Consider the following 19,371-nt stretch of genomic DNA (forward strand, 5'->3'; position numbering starts at 1 on the left):
GTCCTTCCGACCTCGAACGCAACGCCCTTCCTCCTCATGGCCTGGCGCGACGGACGGGATGCCGGTCGGCCACTGGCGCATGGCGCGTGGAACTGCCGGGCCTTTCCTCGTGCCAGCCGGGGTGCCGGCTCTTGTCGCGCCACTGAAACGTCGCGATCAGCATGACGTCGCTTAGAATGGCCAGGAACTGGTTCATGGCAGTGCTCCTTTGAGCACCGATTAGACTGCCGCTGGCCTCCCGCCTCAAACGAGTATAATTTCCGCGTCGGATAACCTGAGGTTATGCGAATGAAGCGAGGGCGGCTGCCGCTGACGGCGCTCAGAAGTTTCGAATCTGCCGGCCGGCACCTTAGTTTCAGCCTGGCGGCCGACGAGCTTTACGTCTTGCAGGCCGCGATCAGCCGGCAGATCCGCGAGCTCGAGACCTTTTTGGGCAGACCGCTGTTTCTGCGCCTCCATCGCCGCGTCGAGCTGACGGATGCGGGACATCTGCTGCTCGACCGACTGGTCAGAAGCTTCGACGACATCGACCGCGTGCTTTCGGAGCTCACGACCTCGCCGGCGCAGGCGATTGTCCGCGTCAGCGTCGAACCGTCCCTTGCCGCCATATGGCTGCTGCCCCGGCTCAATCGCTTCCGCCAATTGCGGCCCGATATCGACGTGTCGCTCGAAGTCGATCCGCGGCCGATCGAGTTCCGCAGCGACCAGCCCGAGCTCGCCTTGCGTTTCAGCGCCCACGCCACGTCATGGCCGCGTAGCGAGGCCGAGCGCCTGGCCTCGACTGTCGATTCGCCGGTCCTGTCGCCGGCGCTGCTCGCCTCCGGCCCTCCCTTGGAAAAGCCGATCGATCTTCGCCATTACACGCTGCTGCATGAGGAAAACCGCCAGGGTTGGGCGCGCTGGTTCCAGGCCGCCGGCGTGCCCGCCGATGCGGTGCCTGCACGCGGCCCAATGCTGGCCGATGTCTCGCTGTCGAAGCAGGCTGCGCTGCTCGGACATGGCGTGGCGCTCGGCGACCTCCTGCAGGTCGGCGAGGAACTCGTGTCAGGCACTTTGATCAAGCCGTTCGACATCGACGTCGCTTCCGGCGCCTATTGGCTGGTGGCCAGGAGTTTGCGGAATCTACCGGAACCCGCCAATGCTTTTGCCGACTGGATACGAAGCGAATTCGCTGTGACCAGGGGAGCGGCCTGACCGCTGCGCTCAAGCCGCCCGTTCGGCGCGCTTCTTCTCGATCTGTCCGATCGCATCGACCACCGCGTCGAAGGTCAGCATGGTCGAGGCATGGCGCGCCTTGTAGTCGCGCACCGGCTCCAGATATTTGAGGTCGGCGAAACGGCCTTCCGGCGGCGCGCCGTTCTCCTTCAGCATCTTCAGCATGGTTTCGCGCACGGCGCGCAATTCGTCGGCGCTGGCGCCGACCACATGCTGGGCCATGATCGAGGACGAGGCCTGGCCGAGCGCGCAGGCCTTCACGTCGTGGGCGAAATCGGTCACCACGTCACCGTCCATCTTGAGGTCGACCGTGACAGTCGAGCCGCATAATTTGGAATGCGCCCTGGCCGTCGCGTCGGCATCGTCGAGCCGGCCGATCCGCCCTATATTCCCGGCGAAACCGAGAATTTTCGCATTGTAGACGTCGTCGATCATATTTTTCCAATCCGTCGCCGCCAAGCGAACAGGCTTTGCCGCTCTCGCGTCTTCCTTTCGCGCCGCTCGAAACATATATAATGGTCGCAGTCGGGCATCGACAAGGCGACGAAAAAGCCGTTGTCGCTGCTCTTCTGTTCACGCCGCTTGCGGGATGGAAATGGGCGATTTTCACCCAAAAGGTCGTGGTCCGTTCAACTCGTTCCACCTTTGAGTGGGACTACGGGAGACGCCTTTATGGATGCCGTCATCAAGAAAATCATGCCTCCGTCCGAATATTTGGAAAAGCCCGTCACCGACCGGCCGAGCGAAGCCGAGGTCGAAGCCGCCGTGCGCACGCTTTTGCGCTGGACCGGCGACAATCCGGACCGCGAAGGCCTGATCGACACGCCCAAGCGCGTCACCAAAGCGTTCCGCGAAATGTTCAACGGCTATGACATGTGCCCGGCCGACGAGCTCGGCCGCACCTTCGAGGAAGTCGCCGGCTATGACGATCTCGTCATCGTCAGGAACATAAAATTCCATTCGCATTGCGAGCATCACATGGTGCCCATCATCGGCAAGGCGCATGTCGGCTATCTGCCTGACGGCAAGGTCGTCGGCCTATCGAAGATCGCGCGCGTCGTCGACATCTTCGCGCACCGCCTCCAGACGCAGGAAGCGATGACCGCGCAGATCGCAGGCGTCATCCAGGATGTGCTCAACCCGCGCGGCGTCGCCGTCATGCTCGAGGCCGAGCATATGTGCATGGCCATGCGCGGCATCCGCAAGCAGGATTCGACCACGCTGACCTCCACCTTCACCGGCGTCTTCAAGGACACGCCGGAGGAGCAGGTCCGCTTCGTCACCATGGTGCGCGCCGGCGGCTGATCGCCGGCCATCGCCGGCCACTAGAAGGAAAGATCGACCGGCGATGTCGGCACCGAAATTCCCCAAAGCCCCATCCGATAAGAAATCGCTGGAGGAAGGCTCCGTCCTTTCTCCGCGCTTCGATGCGGCCGGCCTCGTCACCGTCGTCGTCACCGATGCCGGCGACGGCATGCTCTTGATGGTCGCGTATATGAATGCCGAGGCGCTGGCGCTGACGCTGGAGACCGGCATTGCCCATTACTGGTCGCGCTCGCGCAACGCGCTGTGGAAGAAGGGCGAAACCTCGGGCAATTTCCAGCAGATCGTCGAGATGCGCACGGATTGTGACCAAGACGCGATATGGTTGCGCGTCAAAGTGTTGGGCCACGACGCAACCTGTCACACCGGACGGCGTTCCTGCTTTTATCGGACGGTGGGGCTGAATGACGGCAAGGCGACGCTTGCCGGCGACGGCAGCAGGCCGCTGTTCGATACGGACCAAACGTATCGGAAGCCGGTGTGAACCATTCAATATTCACAAACCACTCAGATTCACTATTCTCAAATATCCTTGCGATAGAAGGGATACGGGACAAGGGAGATCATGATGCTCGAATGGGCGTCATTGCGCAGCAGACCTGACGTTCGGGAGGCCAACGGCCCCGCATCGTCAGGCGGCGCGTCCGACCCGAAGCCAGGTGGGAAAGCCGGTATCTCGCTGGCGCTCGGCGGCGGCTGCGCCAGGGGCTGGGCCCATATCGGCGTGTTGCGCGCGCTTGACGAGGCCGGCATCGAAGTATCGATGATCGCCGGCACCTCGATTGGCGCGCTGGTCGGCGGCTGCTACCTTGCCGGCAAGCTCGACGAACTGGAAGAATTCGCCAGAAGCCTGACCAAGCGGCGCATTTTTGGCCTTCTCGATCTCAATCTTCGCGGCAGCGGCCTGTTCGGCGGCATGAGGCTCGATCAGCGCCTGCGCGAGCATCTCGACGGCGCCCGCTTCGAAGACCTGGCGAAACCCTTCGTCGCCGTCGCGTCCGAAATCCGCACCGGCCATGAAATCTGGCTGTCGAGCGGCTCGCTTGTCACCGCCATGCGCGCCTCCTATGCGTTGCCGGGCGTCTTCGAGCCGGTGGCCTGCAACGGCCGCATGCTGGTCGACGGCGCGCTGGTCAATCCGGTGCCGGTCTCGGTCTGCCGCGCCTATGAGCAGCCGCTCGTCGTTGCGGTCAATCTGCATTACGACCTGTTCGGCCGCGCCGCCGTCATCAAGCACAGCGCCGGCGAGCTGCTTGTCGAGAACGACGCGCCGCGTCCCGGCCAGGTCAATCCTCAGTCACACCAGACGCGCCTTGGCATCACCGGCGTCATGGTCGAGGCTTTCAACATCATTCAGGACCGGATTTCGCGGGCCAGGCTGGCCGGCGATCCGCCGGATATGTCGCTGCAGCCCAAACTCAGCCATATCGGCCTGACGGAATTCCATCGCGCCGATGAGGCGATCAGCCTCGGCTATCAGGCGACGAAGTCCCAGATCGGCGAACTGACCCGGCTGCAGTCCGTCCTGGTGTGAATTCCGCTACTTCCTCTACACAGTGATTTGGAAAGATTCCAAGCTTGTCGGACAAGTCTATCAATATCCGTTGCCGTAGTCAGCGCAAACGCTGGCCATGAGCTGAAGGCTCCTGAACCTCGTCATTCCAGGGCGGAGCAAGGAGCGAAGCGACGCGCGCAGACCCGAGGATCCATGCCGTTACCTGGACCGAGGTGTGCAGCGGTGCAAAATTCTGGACCGCCGCGGCGCTTCCAGGCCACGGCATGGATCCTCGGGTCTGCGCGCGTCGCTTCGCTCCTTGCTCCGCCCGTGGATGACGACCGCGATAGGCGTCTCGGCCAATCGCCAAGGCATGGGATCTGCCAACGCACACTAACCAACCGGTCAAAACGTCTGCGTTAAGGCTGCGTCGTCAAGCCAGGGCCGCATCACTGATGCGAAACTGCACCATGCGGTTGCCGTTCCAGTAGTTGCCCGATAACGAACCGGCGATATGCACGGTCCTGCCCCTGTTTTTAAACAGGAATTCGCCGAGAGCCGTGTCGACGGCGCGAAATGCAATGGCCTGAATATTGCCGCCGCTTTGCGACTGGAGGTCCACCCGAATGTGGTTGGTGCCGATCGCGCGCGCGTCGGCCAGCCGATGGCGCGGCAGCACGAACACCGGTGCGATGTGCCCGGCCCCGAACGGCCCGGCTTTCTCCAGCGCGTCGAGCAGCGCGATCGTGGCGCCCTCGGCGGCCAAGGCGCCGTCGATCGCCAGGCTTTCCTCGTTCTGCAGCCGGAACACGTCGGCCGCGGCGCGCTCCTCGAAGAAGGCGCGCAGTTCGCCGAGCTTGGCGCGCTCGACGGTGATGCCGGCGGCCATCGCGTGGCCGCCGCCCTTGACGATCAGCCCCGCCTCGGCCGCCTCGCGCACCAGCCGGCCGAGGTCGAAGCCGGTCACCGAACGGCCGGAGCCCGTGCCGATGCCGGTCGAGTTGAAGGCGATGGCAAAAGCCGGCCGGCGCGCATGATCCTTGAGCCGCGAGGCGATCAGTCCGACGATGCCGGGATGCCAGCTGTTGCTGGCGGTGACGATGACTGCCGGGCCGTTGCCGCCGGCAAGCTCGGCATCGGCCTCAGCCCGCGCCTGCGCCAGCATCTCCTGCTCCATCTGCTGGCGTTCCTGATTCAGCCGGTCCAGCGTCTCGGCAATGCCTGCCGCCTCGACAGGATCGTCGGTGGCCAGAAGCCGGCTGCCGAGCGCGGCATCGCCGATGCGGCCGCCGGCATTGATACGCGGGCCGATCAGGAAGGACAGATGGAAAGTGTTGATCGGCTCGCCGATGCGCGAGACCCGCGCCAGCGCCGCCAGCCCCTCATTCTTCTGCTGGCGCAACACCTGCAGCCCCTTGACGACGAAGGCCCGGTTGACGCCGGTGAGCGGCACCACGTCGCAGACCGTCGCCAGCGCCACCAGATCGAGCATCGAAAGCAGATCGACCGGTGCGGCGTCCGGCAGCCTCGCGCGCAGCACTTTGGCCGTCTGCACCAGGCACAGGAAGACGACGCCGGCGGCGCACAGATGTCCCTGCCCCGACAGGTCGTCCTCGCGATTGGGATTGACCACGGCCTCCGCCGCTGGCAACGGACCGCCGACCTGGTGATGGTCGAGCACCACGACATCGGCGCCGGCTTGCCTGGCCGCGTCGATCGAGGTCGCGCTGTTGGTGCCGCAGTCGACGGTGACGATCAGCTTCGCGCCGCGCGAGATCAAGTCCCGCATCGCTTCCGGATTGGGCCCGTAGCCTTCGAAGATGCGGTCCGGGATGTAGATTTCCGACGGCACCGAAAAATGCGTGAGAAAGCGTTTTAACAGCGCCGACGAGGCCGCGCCGTCGACATCGTAGTCGCCGAAGATCGCCACTTTTTCGTGGGCGACGACCGCATCGGCCAGCCTCGCCGCCGCTTTCTCCATGTCGGTCAGCGATGCTGGATTCGGCAGAAGCTCGCGAATGGTTGGATAGAGGAAGCGCTCGGTCTGCTCCACGCTGACGCCGCGGCCGGCAAGCACCCGCGCCACGATGTCGGGCACGCCATGGCCCTGCGCCATGGCCAAGGCGGCCATGTCCTGGCGCTCGGTCAGCCGGTGTTCCCAGGAAACACCGGTCGCCGACTGCCTGACATCGAGGAAGAACCGTTTCTCGCCCGTCATGCGACGCGCCGTCTGCACATCATCATTGCGCAGATATCAATATGCGACGGCCGGAGCAATTGCGGGCAAGCGGGCAATGCGGGGAAAGGTGTGGAACGTTTTTCCTCGAATTGCGGCAAAGCGCCCGGACGAAGCCAAATCAGAACTTATCCAGATCCTGGTGACGCGCCTTGATCTCGCGCACGGTGCGCGAGGACGACCGCAGTACGATGGTGTGCGTGGTGATGAAGGTGCGGCCGAACTTCACCCCGTCGAGCAAATTGCCGTCGGTGACGCCGGTCGCCGCGAACAGCACGTCGCCACGCGCCATGTCTTGGGCGCGATAGATCCGCTTCGGGTCGGAAATGCCCATTTTGTGCGCGCGCGCCACCTTCTCCGGCGTGTCGAGGATCAGCCGGCCCTGCATCTGTCCGCCGGTGCAGCGAAGTGCGGCCGCCGCCAGAACGCCCTCCGGCGCGCCGCCGGTGCCGAGATAGATGTCGATGCCGGTCTCGTCCGGATCGGTGGTGTGGATGACGCCCGCGACATCGCCATCGCCGATCAGCCGGATCGCCGCACCCGTGGCGCGCACGGCGTCGATCAGCTTGGCGTGGCGCGGCCTGTCGAGGATGCAGGCGGTGATGTCGGAGACGGCCACGCCCTTGGCTTTGGCCAGATTGGCGAGGTTTTCGGCCGGCGAGGCGTCGATGTCGATCAGACCTTCGGGATAGCCGGGGCCGATGGCGATCTTGTCCATGTAGACGTCGGGCGCGAACAGCAGGCTGCCCTTTTCCGCGATGGCGATGACGGCAAGCGCGTTGGGCAGGTTCTTGGCGCAGATTGTCGTGCCCTCGAGCGGATCGAGCGCAATGTCGACGGCCGGACCTTTGCCGGTGCCGACCTCCTCGCCGATATAGAGCATCGGCGCCTCGTCGCGCTCGCCCTCGCCGATCACCACCGTGCCTTTGATGGCCAGCCGGTTGAGCTCCTGGCGCATGGCGTCGACCGCCACCTGATCGGCAGCCTTCTCATCGCCGCGCCCGCGCAGCCTTGCCGCCGCGACCGCCGCCCGCTCGGTAACGCGCACGACTTCCATCGTAAGGATCCGGTCGAGACCGGCGGTGATGTCCTGGGCTATGTTCATGGACAGAAATTCCTCGTGAAACTCAACCTCCCGCCAGAGGCGAGCTTCTTGTGACAAAGCTCCATGACAACGGCAAGACTTGCCCCGTCAATTTTTGAAATGACAGCAAAATCAATCGATTGAAGGCGGAACCGGACTTGGGCTCATTCCGCCCGCTCGATGCGGATCACCTGCGGCTTGTCGGTCAGATGACCGTCCTTGGTGATGCCTTCGACGGCCTTGCGCACCGCTGCTTCCGTCGTCTCGTGCGTGACGAGGATCACCGTCTTCTGCGCCTGCGTTTCTGCGCCGGCAGCCTGTTGAACGATCGATTCCAGCGAGATGTCGTTGTCGGCCATGCGCTTGGCGATGGCCGCGAAGACGCCCGTGCGGTCATGCACGGTCAGCCGGATGAAATAGCCGCCAGCATGGCTGCGCATCTGCGCCTTTTTGTAAGGCTTCAGTTCCTTCGCCGGCCAGCCGAAGACCGGGCCATGCTGGAAGCCCGGCCGGCTCTTGGCGATGTCGGCGATGTCGCCGACGACAGCCGAAGCGGTCGCATTGCCGCCGGCGCCCGGACCGGAAAGCAGGAGCTCGCCAAGGATATCGGTCTCGATCGCCACTGCGTTGGTCACGCCATGCACCTGCGCGATGACCGACGCCGTCGGCACCATGGTCGGATGGACACGCTGCTCTATGCCGCTGTCGGTGCGCTGGGCGACGCCGAGCAGCTTGATGCGGTAGCCGAGATCGGCCGCCGCGCGGATGTCGGCCTGGGTGATGTTGGAGATGCCTTCCATATAGATGTCGCCGGCGGCGATCCTGGTGCCGAAGGCAAGGCTGGTCAGGATCGACAGCTTGTGCGCCGTGTCATGGCCTTCGATATCGAAGGTCGGATCGGCTTCGGCATAGCCGAGCCGCTGCGCGTCCCTCAGGCAGGCGTCGAAGGAAATGCCCTCCGCCTCCATGCGGGTCAGGATGTAGTTGCACGTGCCGTTGAGGATGCCGAAGACGCGGGTCACCGCGTTGCCCGCCATCGCCTCTCGCATCGTCTTGATAACCGGGATGCCGCCGGCCACCGCCGCCTCGTAGTTGAGCAGCACACCCTTCTTCTCGGCGATCTCGGCAAGCGCCACGCCATGCTTGGCAAGCAGCGCCTTGTTGGCGGTGACGACATGCCTTCCCGCCTCGAGCGCAGCCTTCACCGAGAGCCGCGCCGGCCCCTCGTCGCCGCCGATCAGCTCGACGAAGACGTCGATATCGGCCTTTTCGGCCAGCTTGACAGGATCGTCGAACCATTTCGCGACGCTGAGATTGATACCGCGGTCGCGTTTCGGATCGCGAGCCGAAACGGCGGTCACAACGATGTCGCGACCGCACTGCCGGGTAAGCTCGGCCGTCTTGTCGCGCAGCACGCGCGCCACCGAGGCGCCCACCGTGCCAAGGCCGGCAATTCCAACACGCAATGCTTCAGCCATGTCCGGAGAGGCCCCCTCAACTTGCAAAAAATGTCAGGTGCAAAAAATGTCAGGCAACTCAACGATGAGCGGCTAAAGGCACCACATTGTTGGGCTGCTTGGCGGTGGTCGCGAGGAACTTCTTGATGTTGCGCGCGGCCTGGCGGATCCGGTGCTCGTTCTCGACCAGCGCCAGGCGCACATAATCGTCGCCATGCTCGCCGAAGCCGACGCCTGGCGCCACCGCGACATCCGCATGCTCGATGAGCAGCTTGGAGAATTCGAGTGAGCCGAGATGGCGGAACGGTTCCGGAATCGGCGCCCAGGCGAACATCGAGGCCGCCGGCGCGGGAATGGTCCAGCCGGCGCGGCCGAAAGAATCGACCATCACGTCGCGCCGCTTATGGTAGACCTCGCGCACCTCCTCGATGTCGGCGCCGTCGCCGTTCAGCGCATGCGCAGCCGCAACCTGGATCGGTGTGAACGCGCCATAGTCGAGGTAGGATTTAACCCGCGTCAGCGCCGAAATCAGTCGCTCGTTGCCGACCGCGAAGCCCATGCGCCACCCGGGCATGGAAAAGGTCTTCGACATCGAGGTGAACTCGACGCAGACATCCATCGCGCCCGGCACCTGCAGCACCGACGGCGGCGGATTGCCGTCGAAATAGATTTCCGAATAGGCGAGATCCGACAAGATGATGATGTCGTTCTTCTTCGCGAAGGCTACCACGTCCTTGTAGAAATCGAGCGAGGCGACCAGCGCCGTCGGGTTCGACGGATAATTGAGGATCAGCGCCAGCGGCTTCGGGATCGAATGGCGGATGCCGCGCTCGACCGCAGGGATGAAACCGTCATCGGGCTCGACCTGCAGCGAGCGGATCACCCCGCCCGACATGATGAAGCCGAAGGCGTGGATCGGATAGGTCGGGTTGGGGCACAGGATAACGTCGCCGGGCGCGGTGATCGCCTGCGCCATGTTGGCGAAGCCCTCCTTCGAGCCCAGCGTCGCCACCACCTGCGTGTCGGGATTGAGCTTCACGCCGAAGCGGCGCTGATAATAATTCGCCTGGGCGCGACGCAGGCCCGGAATGCCGCGCGAAGCGGAGTAGCGATGCGTGCGCGGATCGCGCACCACTTCGCACAATTTGTCGACGATGGCCTTCGGCGTCGGCAGGTCCGGATTGCCCATGCCAAGGTCGATGATATCGGCGCCGCGCGAACGGGCGCTGGCCTTCAGCCGGTTGACCTGCTCGAACACGTAAGGCGGAAGCCGGCGGACCTTGTGAAATTCTTCCATTTCAGTTCCAGACCATCAGAGTTTCGGCGCGCGATATTGACCTAATTGCAGCTAGGGTCGAGGGCGGGGTCGCATTTGCCCTCGATCTGCTTCAGCGTGTCGGCGCCATGCGTCTTGGCCAAAGTGTTGAGCGCGGCCGAATTCGCCGGCGCTTTGACGCCGCTGCCCTTGGCAATCTGCGTCTGCTCCTCGGCCTTGAGTTGGGCGAGGTTCGCCGCGGTCTCTTCCTTGGTGAGCTGCTTGGCGGCCACCTGCGGCGGGATGTTGAGGTTCGGATAGGAACCGGTGTCCTTAGGACCTTCCGTTAACGCCGTCGGCGCATTGTTCGTGCTGGTGCTCGTGCAGCCGGCAGCGGGCAGCAGCATGCCGACCAGCCCCGCCATCAGTGCCATGCGGCAAATCGAACCCGGCTTGAGAAAAAAAGTCCCGCCGACATTAATCGTCATATTGTTTTCCTGGCAGCCGGGTTAGAGCGAATTGGACCCGGTCAGATGTCCCATGGTAATATGTCAAGAAAACGCTCCGGGAGGAACCCCGCGAACCATGTCCAAACCTGACGATTCGGACAAAGCGGAAAATGCCGGACCTTCGGCCATCGAGCAATATCTGGTGAAGGATCCCGAGCGCTTCGCCCTGAACATGGCGCGCATGGTCGAGCAGGCCGGCAAGGCGGCTTCCGCCTGGGCCGAACCGCGCGAGAAGGGCGAAGTGCGCGACCATGTCGCCGAACCCGTCGTCGACATGGTCAAGACCTTCTCAAAGCTTTCGGAATACTGGCTGGGCGACCCGCAACGCGCGCTCGAAGCGCAAACGCGGCTGTTTGCCGGCTATATGACCGTCTGGGCGAACGCCATCCAGAAGGTCAATCCCAACGCCGAAGCGCCACAGGACGCGGTTCAGCCCGAGCGCGGCGACAAGCGCTTCCAGGACCCCGAATGGGGCCGCAATGCATTCTTCGATTTCCTCAAGCAGGCCTATCTCGTCACCTCGCGCTGGGCGAACGAGCTTGTCGAGCATGCCGAGGGTCTGGACGAGCACACCCGCCACAAGGCGAGCTTCTACGTCAAGCAGGTGTCGAACGCGATCGCGCCGTCGAACTTCATCCTGACCAATCCCGAGCTGTTCCGCGAGACCATGGCCTCGAATGGCGAGAACCTGGTGCGCGGCATGAAGATGCTGGCCGAGGACATCGCCGCCGGCCGCGGCGACCTGAGGCTGCGCCAGGCGGATTATACACCCTTCGAAATCGGCAAGAACATCGCCACCACGCCCGGCAAGGTCATCGGCCGCAGCGATGTCGCCGAGATCATCCAGTACGATCCGGTGACCGAGACGGTGCTGAAACGGCCGCTGCTGATCTGCCCGCCATGGATCAACAAATTCTATATTCTCGACCTCAACCCGCAAAAGTCCTTCATCCGCTGGGCGATCGAGCAGGGCCACACCGTGTTCGTCATCTCCTGGATCAATCCCGACGAGCGTCACGGCGCCAAGGGCTGGGAGGCCTATATCCGCGAAGGCCTGCAATTCGGCCTCGACATGGTGGAGAAGGCCTCCGGCGAGAAGGAGGTCAACGCCATCGGTTACTGCGTCGGCGGCACGCTCCTGGCTGCCGCACTGGCGCTGTTGGCGCAGGAAGGCGACCACCGCATCAAATCGGCCACCTTCTTCACTACCCAGGTCGACTTCACCTATGCCGGCGATCTCAAGGTGTTCGTCGACGAGGACCAGGTCGCCGCCGTCGAGCGCTCGATGAACGAGAAGGGCTATCTCGACGGCACCAAGATGGCCACCGCCTTCAACATGCTGCGCTCGGGCGACCTGGTCTGGCCTTATGTCGTCAACAACTACATGCGCGGCAAGGAGCCCCTGCCCTTCGACCTGCTCTACTGGAATTCCGATTCCACGCGCATGGCGGCGGCCAATCACTCGTTCTACCTGCGCAACTGCTATCTCGAGAACAATCTCTCGCGCGGCACAATGGAGCTTGCCGGTCGCACGGTCTCTCTGGCCGACATCACCATCCCCGTCTACAACCTAGCCACGAAGGAAGACCACATCGCGCCGGCGCTTTCGGTGTTCTTGGGGTCGCAGTTTTTCGGCGGCGACGTCGAGTATGTCATGGCGGGATCCGGTCACATCGCCGGCGTCGTCAACCCGCCCGCCGCCAGGAAATACCAGTACTGGACCGGCGGCAAGCCGGTGGGCGATTTCAACGCGTGGCTTGCCGCGGCGCACGAGCATCCTGGTTCATGGTGGACGCACTGGCAACATTGGATCGAGGCCCAGGACGACATCCGCGTACCTGCCCGCAAACCCGGCAAGCGTATGAAAACCTTGGGAGATGCGCCGGGCACCTACGTCAAGGTGCGTGTGTAACGGGCTGTAATGTGTGGTGAGTTGACGGGCCGCCAAAACAGGGCGAAATGGTGGCGTCAATCGTTCGGCGGCCTCAAATCACCTTCCGACGCAGAATAATTCCGAGGCTTGCAGATTCGACACACGTCCCGTTTCCGGTTGGGAACTGGAGGGTTATCGCGGCGCGGTACTGGAGTGGCGCGGCGATGACGAACCGACCGGATATCGAGGGGGAATTTGTTTTGAAACCAGCAGGTTGGCGTCTTGCACGAAGGGGAAGCTGCAGCATTGCGGCAGCGCTTTTCTCCGTGCTTCTGGCCTCCTGCACATCGACCGGCGACCCGACGATGTCGGTCGTTTCACCCGCCTACAATTCAACCGCCGGCGAAATGAGCGCGACATCCAGCGCCAAGACCGCGACTTCGGCCGATTCGTCCTTGCAGGCATTGGCGCCGGCCGAAGCGACGCCGACCGTGATGAGCGAGGGCGATGCGCCTTTGCCCGAGAAGGTCGCCTATGTGCCGGAGACGCGGCCCGACGGCACCTTCCCCATCGCCATCCCTGCCGGCGCCCAGGCCATTGCCGGGAGCACGCCGCAACCGCTGGTTCAGCAGGCGCAAACGGCGGAACAGACACTAGGCGTCGCCAAGCAGGTCGCCGCCGGCGATGCCGCCACCGTCGCGTCGAAGGCGCAGGCGACCACGCAGGCCATGAGCAACGGCGTCTATGTGACCGCGGCCGAGCCGGTGCAGCCGCAGATCGCCGCGCCGAAGAAAAGCCTGTTCGCCTCGCTGTTCAGCACCACGCCGGCTTCGGCCGCGCCCGCCCCCCTGATCAACAATGCGCGCTCCGGCGACCAGCCCGCCGAGCAGGCCAAGGCCACGCCGCCGCCGGCCAAGCCGATCGTGACGCTGGCCTCGGCGACCCCGGCCGAGAAGCCGGTGCAACTGGCCTCGCTCGACAACCCGAGCAATCACATCACGGGCGCCGACGCTCTTCCCGGCGTGCGCCAGACGGCGCTGTTCGAGATCAAGCGCAAATCCGGCATCGACGACGAGAGCGACGTCGACCTCAACGAGGACGAGGGCGGCGGCGGTTCCTACCAGGTGGCGTCGGCGGCCGGCTTGGCCAGGCTCGCGCCCAACGGCCTTTTGAAGCAGAACGAAAGCGTCGACGTCGCCTGCCTCAAGCCGTCGCTGGTGCGGGTGCTGAAGACGATCGAGGGCCATTTCGGCCGCAAGATGATCGTCACCTCCGGCTATCGCGATCCCTCGCGCAATCGTCGCGCCAACGGCGCCAAGAACTCGCTGCACATGTATTGCGCCGCCGCCGACATCCAGTTGCCCGGCGTGTCGAAATGGGAACTGGCGAGCTACGTCCGCTCGATGCCCGGCCGCGGCGGCGTCGGCACCTACTGCCACACCGAATCCGTCCATATCGACGTCGGCCCCGAGCGCGACTGGAACTGGCGCTGCCGTAGGCGCAGCGGCGGCGGCGAGGACGGCTGATACGTTCGGCTTGGTTTCGTAGGCATAGCATGTTTGATCGGTTGAAAGCCGATCGCCGCCAACGCCGACATTAGTTTCAACACGCCACCACAGACGTCGGCGATTAGCCGAAGCCCTTCGAACTTCGTCATCCACGGGCGGAGCGGGAGCGCAGCGGACGCGTAGACCCGAGGATCCATTCCGTGACCTTGACCGCAGAGTGCAGCGGCGCAGATTCTGCACCGTTGTAGAGCTCATAGGTAACGGAATGGATTCTATGGTCTGCGCGCGTCGCTTCGCTCCTTGCTCCGCCATAGAATGACGACCGCGAGAAGCGTTGCAGCCAATCTCCAAGGTACGCGATCATGTGCCGGTCGAAACCACGTCCTGCCTCGCTGCAACGCGCCTTTCGCCGCTTTTGAAAAAAGTTGTCGCATGTGGCGGCGGATGGGTTGCCGGTTGGCAACAACGCAATTATAAGCCGCTTCGTCTGAGCGCGCCCATCGTCTAGCGGTTAGGACACCGCCCTTTCACGGCGGTAACAGGGGTTCGATTCCCCTTGGGCGTACCAGTTTCTTCAGTCAAGTGTTTCCGGTCGACGCTTCGGTCTCGATGAAGGATCCGAAGGCGGTCCGTCCTTTTGCCGTTTCAGGCTGCGCCCAGAGGCGGGCCTGTGAAGGTCAGACCGAAACGCGCCCCTATGGCCGTGATCTGATCCATGTCGTCGGGGATTCGGCACTTGTGTTTCGCCATCTCCGCGAAGAAGCCTTCGAAGCCGCCGGGCGTCATGACGGTGAGCATTCTGGCGGGTCGATCGCCGATCACTCGGAATGCATGCTCGATTCCGCGCGCAACGTGCACAACACCGCCCGGGCCGACTATGCGCGTTTGACCGTGCATCCAGAACTCTACTTCGCCGGACTGAATCTGGAAGGTCTCGTCCTCGTTATTGTGGATGTGGCGCGGAGGACCATAACCGGGCTGATCGAGGCTTTCGAACATTCCGAGCCGCGAGGCCGTTTGCTCCGCCGTGAGGCAAATCCGGTAGGACGTGCCAAGCCACTGGATGCTGTAGGGTACTGACGCAACGGCCACCGAAACCTCCCGTGATCCGACACCATTTTCGACGTAGGGAAGTTGCCAGAACCGATTTCATAATTGAAATCGATAGCTATTATAAAATATATTCGGTGAATGAATTTATCGAGCTTCGACCTCAATCTCCTGCGGGTGCTCGACGCGCTGCTACGCGAGCAATCGACCGTAAAGGCCGGAGAACGCATCGGCCTGTCGCAACCGGCGATATCGGCCAGCCTGGGACGACTTCGGAATTTTCTCGGCGATCCGCTGTTCGTGCGCCAGGGACAGCACATCGTGCCGACACAATACGCCCGCAACCTCGAGCTTCCGCTTCGCCGCATCCTCGACGAATTGTCGGCGCTGCTTGCAGGGCCTGGCAGCTTCAATCCGGCCGAAGCCGAGCAAAGCTTCAAGATCGCAGGCTCGGATTTCTTTGCCGAGATGCTGATGCCTGCCCTGGCCAATGCAATCTCACGCCACGCTCCCAAGATATTGGTCCAACTGGTGGATCTTGTGCCCGACGACTATGTCGGCACGCTCGAAAAGCATGGCATCGACCTTGCCCTCGTTCCCAGGGTCGATTTCCCCAGCTGGATCGACTATCTTCCTGCCTTCCGGTCGACATTCGTGACGATCGCCCGCGCCGGGCATCCAAGGCTCGAGCGGGCGAAGGTGAGCCCCGGAGACGTCATTCCGATCGACCTTTTCTGCGACCTCGGCCACGTCGTCTTCTCGCCCGAGGGCAAGCTCAAGGCCATGGGCGACGCGGCGCTGGCCCGGATGGGGCGCGAACGGCGGGTGGCCATGACGATGCCGGTGTTCGGCGGCGTCTGTAACGCAGTGGCGGGAAGCGACCTGGTCGCGCTCGTTCCGGAACAGCTCGCGCGCAAGGTAGCATCTCGCTTGGGGCTGGCGATCTACAGTCCGCCCATGCCGATCGATCCTGCCCTCATCTGCATCGTCTGGCACAAACGCAACACAACCGATCCCACGCACCGCTGGCTGCGGGAAATGGTTCTGGAGCTGCTCTCGCAGCTGAGCGCCGGCGAAACCGGCAGCAGCGTCCACGAACCACGCCCGGCCTGAATGGCGGGCCAGTGTCGTGCCTTGTCGGTAACAAGGCAGGACGCAAGCGGAAACGCGCTGTTAACGCCGTTGGCGGACGACAGGATGCCGTCCTCGACCCGAAAGTGTAAAATTCCCTCCGCTCTCAGCCGTGGAGGCGGGAATGAAGATGCTTCGGACAGCGCTCTTATGCGCGGCAATGACCGGCCTGCCAGGCGTGCCGCCCGTTCACGCAGACGATCAGCCTGCCCAGCCGAATAGCCAAGCAACGCCGCAGCCGCCAGCAGTCCATTGCCAGGGGCAAAATTGTCTTCCTCCGGCCGACGATCCCGTGCTGGACTGCAAGGGCCCGGATTGCACGCCGGCCCCGGCAACTGATCAGACGCCGAGCCCGGAGATTCAACCGGAGATTCAAAAGGTCAAGTAAGCCGCATCGGCCAGTGTCTGAGGCTCCCGTGAAAAGCCGGGAGAGCGTCGCAGGCCTCCTGTCAATCCGGAACCATTGGGGCCGGCTCTTCGCGCCGGTAAACCATGCACCGGCCGTCGCCGGTCGGAACATAGTCGACCATCGGCACGTCAGGCGCATCGCACTCATTGCCGAATCGGCGGACATCACGATCATAGGTATTCGGTCCCGTGCTCAGCACCGCAGCGTGCTGGCTCTGGATCAGTGCCTGCGTCTGTTCACACGTCATCTTGCGCGTGTCGGACCGGGCGCGCGAAATTTGAAGCAGCAGTGAGCATGGCTGCCGCGCAAGGCAAAATCTTGCCTACGGGCATGGTGGCGTCCTGGCAAACATCGTATCGCCAAATCCGCATGTTGTGACGCAGTTCCGCAACAGTCGCGCTGTCACGATGCAGCGAGCGAGGCCGACATCGTTTCGATTTTGGCATGGCGGCCTGCGATGTCCATCTCCGTGTTGACGGCCCGAGCAAATCTCCGTGAGCGGTGGCCGCAAGCAATATCCCACTATATAACAGCGTCGTTGAGGTAATGAGATGTCAGGCGCCTACGATCTCGGAACCAATCTGGTCCGCCGTATTTATGAAAAACGCATAGATGCCCCGGCCATTCTTGATGCCGGCACGCATTTTCCCAATGCCGCGAAGTTCACCGCCGCCTGGCGCGATATCCGCGATGAGGCGCTGGCGGCGAAGCTGAACCAGGCGCCGCGCTTCCACGACATCATGCCGGAACAGGCCAATATCTCGGCCAATGACGGTCTCGACTGGCGCATGTTCGTGCTCAAGGCCTATGACATGACGATCCCGGAAAACCTCGCGCGCATGCCGGTCCTGAGCCGGCTGCTTTCGGAGTACCCCGAGGTCAAATCGGCCGCCGTCTCGTTCCTCGCCCCGCGCAAGCACATCCCGCCGCACCGCGGACCTTTTCGCGGCATCATGCGGTTCCATCTCGGCCTGGTCATCCCCAAGCAGCCGGACGGCCGTCCGGCAACGATCATGATGATCAATCGCGAGGAGAGACGCATCGCCGACGGCGAATGCTTGCTGTGGGACGACACGTTCGAGCACGAGGTCATGAACAACTCGGATCAGCCGCGCGTCGCTCTCCTGCTCGACGTGTGGCGTCCGCAAATGCCGCTGGATATGGAAATCCTTTCGCGCGTGATCGTGCGCGGCGTGCAGGTGGGTATGCGCTATCGGGGCGTGTCGTTCGGCGGCTGAACCGATCGAAATCTACGCTCGCGCTTCGCGATAGGTCCCTGCCCCGCTGCCACGCTTGCCGGGAAACATCGCGTCTCTCGCCAGCAATCCGCTGACGCGGCAGAAGGCTGCGAACGCGCGGCAGGCTTCCTCGGCGCTGGCCACGTCGACCGTCGCCCCGAAGCAGGCATTGAACGCGGCTTCATAGACCTTGCCTTGCCGGCGCTTCGGCCAATCCTGCAGGAAATCGAGCGCCTGCTCGACGCTGTAGATTTCTTCGACCGGCAGGCCGGGCGCGCGCGTGATGCGCACCGGCACTTCGAATTGCAGTCTGTCCATTCCCTGTCTCCCGAACTGGGCGCAGCCGAGAGCAACGCCGTTCGATGTGAAAAGTTGCTTTTGCGGCCTTCTGACTCGCAAATGTGACCTCAGTGCGGTGAAGGACCGGTTCGCGGGTGCCTGGATCAGGCCCTTGCCGCTACTGGTTGGCCGGATTCTCCTTCGCGTCATAGGCCATGCGGGTAACCACCGTCAGCAGATAGGGGGACGGCAGCGCGAGGATGGCGCCGAGCACGATCGCCGCCGTTCCTTCCTCCGAACATCAGGACCGACCTAACCATGGAAATGGCCAGGGGACGGCCGCAATGGGCGCGGCAACCGCACTTCGTCCTTGAACCTTGCGGCTTGCGGTGCCAAATCTGGAGCAGATTTTCGCATTCGGCTCCTTTGAAGCCCACGCCGGCAAACGGACAAAATGGTTACTTATCTCGACGCCTCCACCGCGCCCCTTCGAAATACCGGCCAGATCCGCCTCTATGGTGAGGAAGGCTTCGCCGGCATGCGCAAGGCCTGCGACCTCACCGCGCGCTGCCTCGACGAGCTTGTGCCGATCGTGAAGCCCGGCGTGACCACGGAAACAATCGACCGCTTCGTCTTCGAATTCGGCATGGACCATGGTGCGCTGCCGGCAACGCTCAATTATCGCGGCTACACCAAATCGTCCTGCACCTCGATCAACCATGTTGTCTGCCACGGCATTCCCGACAACAAGCCGTTGAAGGAAGGCGACATCGTCAACATCGACGTCACCTACATCCTCGACGGCTGGCACGGCGATTCCTCGCGCATGTATCCGGTGGGCACGATCAAGCGCGCCGCCGAGCGCCTGCTCGAAGTGACCTATGAGTGCCTGATGCGCGGCATAGCCGCGATCAAGCCCGGCGCCCGCACCGGCGCCATCGGCGCCGCGATCCAGACCTATGCCGAGGCGGAGCGCTGCTCGGTGGTCCGCGACTTCTGCGGCCACGGCGTCGGCCAGCTTTTCCACGACGCGCCGAACATCCTGCATTACGGCACCGTCAACGAAGGCGTCGAGATGCGGCCGGGCATGATCTTTACCGTCGAGCCGATGATCAATCTCGGCCGGCCGCATGTGAAGGTGCTGTCGGACGGCTGGACGGCGGTCACGCGCGACCGCTCGCTGTCGGCGCAGTATGAGCACACGATCGGGGTCACCGACACCGGCTGCGAGATCTTCACGCTGTCGCCGAAAAAGCTCGACCGCCCCGGCCTGCCGGCGTAGCACTTCGACCTAAGCCTGAGGGGAGCG

At 63.4% G+C, this 19,371-nt stretch carries 18 protein-coding genes and 1 tRNA gene; 10 read left to right on the plus strand and 9 right to left on the minus strand.

Translation table 11 applies throughout. From position 1 onward, the window contains the following. Window positions 1-34: 34 nt before the first annotated feature. Window positions 35-196, minus strand: a complete 162-nt coding sequence (locus FJ425_RS31520; protein WP_181164824.1) for a hypothetical protein — start codon at window positions 194-196, stop codon at window positions 35-37. A 92-nt stretch (window positions 197-288) separates the two neighbouring features. On the opposite strand from FJ425_RS31520, the gene FJ425_RS09420 reads away from it, so the two are divergent. Further along, window positions 289-1,194 (plus strand): LysR substrate-binding domain-containing protein, encoded by a 906-nt coding sequence (locus FJ425_RS09420; protein WP_140722928.1) that lies wholly within the window; start codon window positions 289-291, stop codon window positions 1,192-1,194. Between the two features lie 9 nt (window positions 1,195-1,203). On the opposite strand, the gene FJ425_RS09425 is transcribed toward FJ425_RS09420, so the two are convergent. After that, a complete protein-coding gene (locus tag FJ425_RS09425) occupies window positions 1,204-1,650 on the minus strand; it encodes an iron-sulfur cluster assembly scaffold protein (RefSeq protein ID WP_140722931.1) in 447 nt (148 codons plus the stop codon). Window positions 1,651-1,887: 237 nt separating this feature from the next. Here FJ425_RS09425 and folE point away from each other — a divergent pair, with 237 nt between their 5' ends. The 3 genes from folE to FJ425_RS09440 all read left to right on the plus strand — a co-directional run bounded on the left by folE (window position 1,888) and on the right by FJ425_RS09440 (window position 4,072). Further along, complete coding sequence (gene folE, locus FJ425_RS09430; protein WP_095765060.1) at window positions 1,888-2,520, plus strand: GTP cyclohydrolase I FolE; 633 nt, start codon at window positions 1,888-1,890, stop codon at window positions 2,518-2,520. Window positions 2,521-2,563: 43 nt separating this feature from the next. Continuing rightward, the gene (gene hisI, locus FJ425_RS09435; RefSeq protein ID WP_140627328.1) at window positions 2,564-3,022 is read left to right on the plus strand and encodes a phosphoribosyl-AMP cyclohydrolase; all 459 of its coding nucleotides are present in this window, start codon (window positions 2,564-2,566) and stop codon (window positions 3,020-3,022) included. An 84-nt stretch (window positions 3,023-3,106) separates the two neighbouring features. Continuing rightward, window positions 3,107-4,072, plus strand: coding sequence for a patatin family protein (locus FJ425_RS09440; protein ID WP_140723084.1), 966 nt, complete (start codon window positions 3,107-3,109; stop codon window positions 4,070-4,072). A gap of 394 nt (window positions 4,073-4,466) precedes the next feature. Here FJ425_RS09440 and recJ read toward each other — a convergent pair whose 3' ends face one another. The 5 genes from recJ to FJ425_RS09465 form a co-directional block, all read right to left on the minus strand. Further along, window positions 4,467-6,251: a single-stranded-DNA-specific exonuclease RecJ gene (gene recJ, locus FJ425_RS09445; protein WP_140722933.1), complete on the minus strand. Its 1,785-nt coding sequence runs from the start codon at window positions 6,249-6,251 to the stop codon at window positions 4,467-4,469. Between the two features lie 139 nt (window positions 6,252-6,390). Beyond that, window positions 6,391-7,374: a class II fructose-bisphosphatase gene (gene glpX / locus FJ425_RS09450; RefSeq protein WP_140722936.1), complete on the minus strand. Its 984-nt coding sequence runs from the start codon at window positions 7,372-7,374 to the stop codon at window positions 6,391-6,393. 143 nt (window positions 7,375-7,517) lie between these two features. Beyond that, a complete protein-coding gene (locus FJ425_RS09455) occupies window positions 7,518-8,831 on the minus strand; it encodes a homoserine dehydrogenase (protein WP_140722939.1) in 1,314 nt (437 codons plus the stop codon). Between the two features lie 58 nt (window positions 8,832-8,889). Next, window positions 8,890-10,107, minus strand: coding sequence for an LL-diaminopimelate aminotransferase (locus FJ425_RS09460; RefSeq protein WP_095765055.1), 1,218 nt, complete (start codon window positions 10,105-10,107; stop codon window positions 8,890-8,892). A gap of 41 nt (window positions 10,108-10,148) precedes the next feature. Continuing rightward, a complete protein-coding gene (locus FJ425_RS09465; RefSeq protein ID WP_181164823.1) occupies window positions 10,149-10,553 on the minus strand; it encodes a hypothetical protein in 405 nt (134 codons plus the stop codon). Window positions 10,554-10,650: 97 nt separating this feature from the next. Between FJ425_RS09465 and phaC the strand changes: the two genes are divergently transcribed. From phaC to FJ425_RS09480, 3 genes are all read left to right on the plus strand, one after another. Then, entirely contained in the window at window positions 10,651-12,486 is a 1,836-nt protein-coding gene (gene phaC / locus FJ425_RS09470) for a class I poly(R)-hydroxyalkanoic acid synthase (protein WP_140722942.1), read from the plus strand. Between the two features lie 326 nt (window positions 12,487-12,812). Beyond that, complete coding sequence (locus FJ425_RS09475) at window positions 12,813-13,973, plus strand: YcbK family protein (protein WP_246677905.1); 1,161 nt, start codon at window positions 12,813-12,815, stop codon at window positions 13,971-13,973. A 475-nt stretch (window positions 13,974-14,448) separates the two neighbouring features. Then, window positions 14,449-14,523: transfer RNA gene (locus tag FJ425_RS09480), tRNA-Glu, on the plus strand. A 77-nt stretch (window positions 14,524-14,600) separates the two neighbouring features. Here the strand turns inward: FJ425_RS09480 and FJ425_RS09485 are convergent. After that, on the minus strand, window positions 14,601-14,954 hold the full coding sequence (locus FJ425_RS09485) for a cupin domain-containing protein (protein WP_140722948.1): 354 nt from the start codon (window positions 14,952-14,954) through the stop codon (window positions 14,601-14,603). Between the two features lie 192 nt (window positions 14,955-15,146). Between FJ425_RS09485 and FJ425_RS09490 the strand changes: the two genes are divergently transcribed. Further along, window positions 15,147-16,118 carry a LysR family transcriptional regulator gene (locus FJ425_RS09490; RefSeq protein ID WP_140722951.1) on the plus strand — a complete coding sequence of 324 codons (972 nt, stop codon included), beginning with the start codon at window positions 15,147-15,149 and terminating at the stop codon, window positions 16,116-16,118. Window positions 16,119-17,096: 978 nt separating this feature from the next. Then, a complete protein-coding gene (locus tag FJ425_RS09500) occupies window positions 17,097-17,783 on the plus strand; it encodes an aspartyl/asparaginyl beta-hydroxylase domain-containing protein (RefSeq protein ID WP_140627311.1) in 687 nt (228 codons plus the stop codon). Window positions 17,784-17,795: 12 nt separating this feature from the next. Here FJ425_RS09500 and FJ425_RS09505 read toward each other — a convergent pair whose 3' ends face one another. Next, window positions 17,796-18,101 (minus strand): DUF982 domain-containing protein, encoded by a 306-nt coding sequence (locus tag FJ425_RS09505; RefSeq protein WP_140627309.1) that lies wholly within the window; start codon window positions 18,099-18,101, stop codon window positions 17,796-17,798. Window positions 18,102-18,516: 415 nt separating this feature from the next. On the opposite strand from FJ425_RS09505, the gene map reads away from it, so the two are divergent. Beyond that, window positions 18,517-19,344, plus strand: coding sequence for a type I methionyl aminopeptidase (gene map, locus FJ425_RS09510; protein ID WP_140627307.1), 828 nt, complete (start codon window positions 18,517-18,519; stop codon window positions 19,342-19,344). The last annotated feature ends 27 nt before the right edge of the window (window positions 19,345-19,371 follow it).

Source organism: Mesorhizobium sp. B2-7-2, from assembly GCF_006440775.1.
In the GTDB taxonomy this organism is placed as follows: Bacteria; Pseudomonadota; Alphaproteobacteria; order Rhizobiales; family Rhizobiaceae; genus Mesorhizobium.